This is a genomic window from Amycolatopsis sp. NPDC003861, from assembly GCF_053605405.1.
The window spans coordinates 1-3,479 of sequence record NZ_JBSGJD010000458.1 but is presented as its reverse complement, the minus strand read 5'-3'; the positions used below and the strand labels follow the sequence as shown (position 1 = coordinate 3,479).

The following is a 3,479-nucleotide window of genomic DNA, read 5'->3' as shown; positions in this document are numbered from 1 at the left end:
TGCCGGGTCAAGGCGGGAAAGCGTGCCTTGACCCGGTACCACCGTCCGCGTGCTGGCTTCGGATCGGGGTGGCGGGGGAGGTCTGGGCGGGGTGCCGTTCGCGCCGGTTAGGCCAGCTGCAAAAAAGGCGCTCCGCGGCCGTTCGCGCCGGTGAGGCAGCTGCAAAAGGCGCCCCGCGCTGCTCAGTCCAGCTGCGGCGCTACCTCGGCGGCCACCAGGTCGATCTGGTCCAGGTCCGACAGGTCCAGCAGCTGCAGGTAGGCCCGGGTGATCCCGGTCTTCTCCCGCCACTCCCCGATCCGGTCGACGACCTCCGCGGGCGACCCGGCCAGCCCGTTGGCTCGCAGCTCGCTCACGTCCCGTCCGATCACCGAAGCCCGCTGCACGACCTCCGCCTCGGAGCGGCCGACCGCGATCACCAGCGCCACCGAGCGCAGGATCTCCTTCGGGTCCCGGCCGATCTCCGCCGCGGCCGCCTCGACGCGGGCGAACTGGGCCGCCGCCGTCTCGGCGTCGGTGAACGGGAGGTTGAACTCGTCCGCGAACCGCGCGGCCAGGGCCGGCGTGCGCTTCTTGCCGCCGCCGCCGATGATCACCGGGGGTGCCGGCGACTGGGCCGGCTTCGGCAGCGCCGGCGAATCCGTCAGCTTGTAGTACTGACCGTCGAACGAATACGTCGAGCCCGAAGGTGTCTTCCACAGCCCGGTGATGACCTCGAGCTGCTCGGCGTAGCGGTCGAAGCGCTCCTTCAGCGGCGGCAGCGTCAGGCCGTACGCGTCGTGCTCGGCGTCGTACCAGCCCGCACCCAAGCCGAACTCGACGCGGCCGCCCGACATCTGGTCGACCTGCGCGACCGAAATGGCAAGCGGCCCCGGGTGGCGGAACGTCGCCGCGGTGACGAGCGTGCCGAGCCGGATCCGGCTGGTCTCGCGGGCCAGGCCGGCCAGCGTGATCCACGCGTCGGTCGGGCCGGGCAGGCCGTCGGCCGAGCCCATCTTCAGGTAGTGGTCGCTGCGGAAGAAGGCGTCGTACCCGGCGGCTTCGGTCGCCTTGGCGACGCGCAGCTGGTCGTCGTAGCTGGCCCCTTGCTGGGGCTCGGTGAAGATCCTCAAGTCCACGAAGATCAGCCTATAGAGACGTCGGGCTCGGTGCGCCGCAGCCGTACCAGCATGCGGACGATGACGTCCTCGATCTCGGCGCGGACCTTCTTCGGGTCGGGCGAACTGGCGATTTCGGTCGCCGCGCTCGACAGGGCGCCGAACAGCAGGCGCGCGGTGACCTCGACCGGCACCGGCTCGACCTCGCCCGCGTCGATCAGCGCCTGCAGGCCCGACCGCACGAGCCCGAAGCTGCACCGCTCCTCGGCCTCGCGCCAGCGCTCCCAGCCCATCACGACCGGCGCCTCGTGGATGGCGATCCGCTGGTACGCCGGGTCGAGGCAGGCGCGGAAGAACGCGTTGAGCCCCGCGAGCGCCCGCTCCCACGGCGTGCCCTCGCCGGTCATGATCTTGTCCAGTCGGTCGTAGACGAGGCTCTCGACCTGGTCGAACGCGGCTTCGAAGAGCGCCTGCTTACCGCTGAAGTGGTGGTACAGCGCCCCCTTGGTCACCCGGGCGCGTTTGGCGATCTCGTCGAGCGAGGTCCCCGCGTAACCCCGTTTGGTGAACAGTTCGACCGCGCTGTCGACCAGCGCGGACCGCGTCGACTCGGAGTAGTCGAGTCGTCTGGACCTCATTGTCGCCACCTTCACAACTTTACGCCGGGAACCGCTCTCCATACTCATGGTATGTTCGGCGCGTCAGGTCCGTACCGGGAGTATGCCGCAGACCCGCGGTATGACCCGGGCCACGGAAGGGGAGCCACAGATGAGCTGGACCGACTTCTACCGACGTCAGGAAATCCTCGAAGCGACCGTCCGCCTGGCCGCCCGGAACCCGGGTGAGCCGCTGCCGCTCGAGGAGGTGCCCGGTGCCGAAGAGCACTTCGGCACCGAGGAAAACGTCCTCACCGCCCTGCAGTACCAGTGGACGCGCACGCTGAGCGGCCGCCTGCGGTCCGAGGTCGTCGACCCGGACGACGCCGACGGCCTCGGCGACCACGTCGACGCCGTCACCCGCGCCTGGCGCGCCGCCGTCGACGAGCACAGCGACCTGCGCGCGGTCCTCGACGGCGCCTACGAGCGGCACCCGTCGCTGCGCCGGATGCACGAAGGCGAGCTGCGGATGCTCGCCGTCACGGCCGGGCTGGCCGACCCGCGCGAGCCGGCCGGCGAGATCGTCAAGGTGGGCCACGCGTTCGAAGCGCTGCTGCGGGCGCACCGCTCGGAGACCACCCGCCGCCGACCCGTCATGGGACACCTGCGGCGGCTGCTCGCGCCGAGTGCGTAAACAGAGTTAAGTGAGCGCATGACAGAGCGCTGGACCGAGGCCGACATCCCCGATCAGAGCGGCCGGACCGTCCTGGTCACCGGAGCGAATTCCGGGCTCGGCCTGCGCACGTCGCTGGTGCTCGCGGGCAAGGGGGCCCGCGTGCTCCTCGCCTGCCGCTCCGCCGAACGCGGTGCGCAGGCACTCGACGCCGTGAAAGCCGCCGCCGCGGGCGCCGAACCCGAGCTCGTCCCATTGGACCTGAGCGAGCTCGCCTCGGTGCGCGCGGCGGCCGCGTCGGTGCGGGAACGCACCGGCGACGCGCTCGACGTGCTGGTCAACAACGCCGGCGTGATGGCCACCGCCCGCGGCCGCACCGCCGACGGCTTCGAGCTGCAGTTCGGCACCAACTACCTCGGCCACGCGGCGCTGACGTGGCTGGTCATGCCCGCCCTGCGCGGCCGGGTCGTCACGCTGTCGAGCCTGGCCGCCGTCGGCGCCCGCATCCACCTCGACGACCCGAACGCCGAGCACCGCCGCTACAACCCCGCCGCCGCGTACGGGCAGTCGAAGCTCGCCGACCAGGTGTTCGCGCTCGAACTGGACCGCCGCCTGCGCGCAGCCGGCTCCGGCGTGCTCAGCGTCGCCGCCCACCCGGGCTACACCGCCACGGGCCTGGGCAGCGGCATGGCGCGGTCGTACTCGAACCCGGTGCTGCGGTCCCTGATCGCCGGCGGTCACCGCCTCGGCGAGGTCCTGTTCGCCCAGAACACCCGCATCGGCGCGCTCCCGCAGCTCTACGCGGCCACGGCCGACGGCGTCGAAGGCGGCACCTACTTCGGCCCCCGCGGCCTCGGCAACCTGCGCGGCTACCCCGCGGCGGTGCCGCCCGTGGCCGCCGCGCGCAGCGAACGGCTGGGGTCGGCGTTGTGGGAGCTGACGGCGAAGCTGACCGGCGTCACCCCCGATCCCGCGTAGCCCGGACGGGCGTACGGTTGAAGTCGTGAGTGCTGCGCCTGAAGGCCGGAAGCTGCTGCGTCTCGAGGTTCGCAACAGTGAGACGCCGATCGAGAAGAAGCCGTCGTGGATCAAGACGCGGGTGCGGATGGGGCC

At 71.7% G+C, this 3,479-nt stretch carries 4 protein-coding genes and 1 pseudogene; 3 read left to right on the top strand and 2 right to left on the bottom strand.

Translation table 11 applies throughout. The features are described from left to right. Nucleotides 1-182 precede the first annotated feature (182 nt). Entirely contained in the window at nt 183-1,118 is a 936-nt protein-coding gene (locus ACWEVN_RS47210; protein ID WP_449687888.1) for an LLM class F420-dependent oxidoreductase, read from the bottom strand. 5 nt (nt 1,119-1,123) lie between these two features. Beyond that, nucleotides 1,124-1,735, bottom strand: a complete 612-nt coding sequence (locus tag ACWEVN_RS47205; RefSeq protein WP_310977104.1) for a TetR/AcrR family transcriptional regulator — start codon at nt 1,733-1,735, stop codon at nt 1,124-1,126. Between the two features lie 130 nt (nt 1,736-1,865). On the opposite strand from ACWEVN_RS47205, the gene ACWEVN_RS47200 reads away from it, so the two are divergent. The 3 genes and pseudogenes from ACWEVN_RS47200 to ACWEVN_RS47190 form a co-directional block, all read left to right on the top strand. Then, nucleotides 1,866-2,387: a hypothetical protein gene (locus tag ACWEVN_RS47200; protein ID WP_452055621.1), complete on the top strand. Its 522-nt coding sequence runs from the start codon at nt 1,866-1,868 to the stop codon at nt 2,385-2,387. 18 nt (nt 2,388-2,405) lie between these two features. Then, on the top strand, nt 2,406-3,344 hold the full coding sequence (locus ACWEVN_RS47195; protein ID WP_452055620.1) for an oxidoreductase: 939 nt from the start codon (nt 2,406-2,408) through the stop codon (nt 3,342-3,344). 25 nt (nt 3,345-3,369) lie between these two features. Then, nucleotides 3,370-3,479 (top strand): annotated as a pseudogene (locus ACWEVN_RS47190) (lipoyl synthase); the annotation flags it as partial.

What these genes read in the sequence shown, in the direction of transcription:
- ACWEVN_RS47205 (WP_310977104.1), bottom strand. Translation starts at nt 1,735, where the DNA reads ATGAGGTCCAGACGACTCGACTACTCCGAGTCGACGCGGTCCGCGCTG.
- ACWEVN_RS47200 (WP_452055621.1), top strand. Translation starts at nt 1,866, where the DNA reads ATGAGCTGGACCGACTTCTACCGACGTCAGGAAATCCTCGAAGCGACC.
- ACWEVN_RS47195 (WP_452055620.1), top strand. Translation starts at nt 2,406, where the DNA reads ATGACAGAGCGCTGGACCGAGGCCGACATCCCCGATCAGAGCGGCCGG.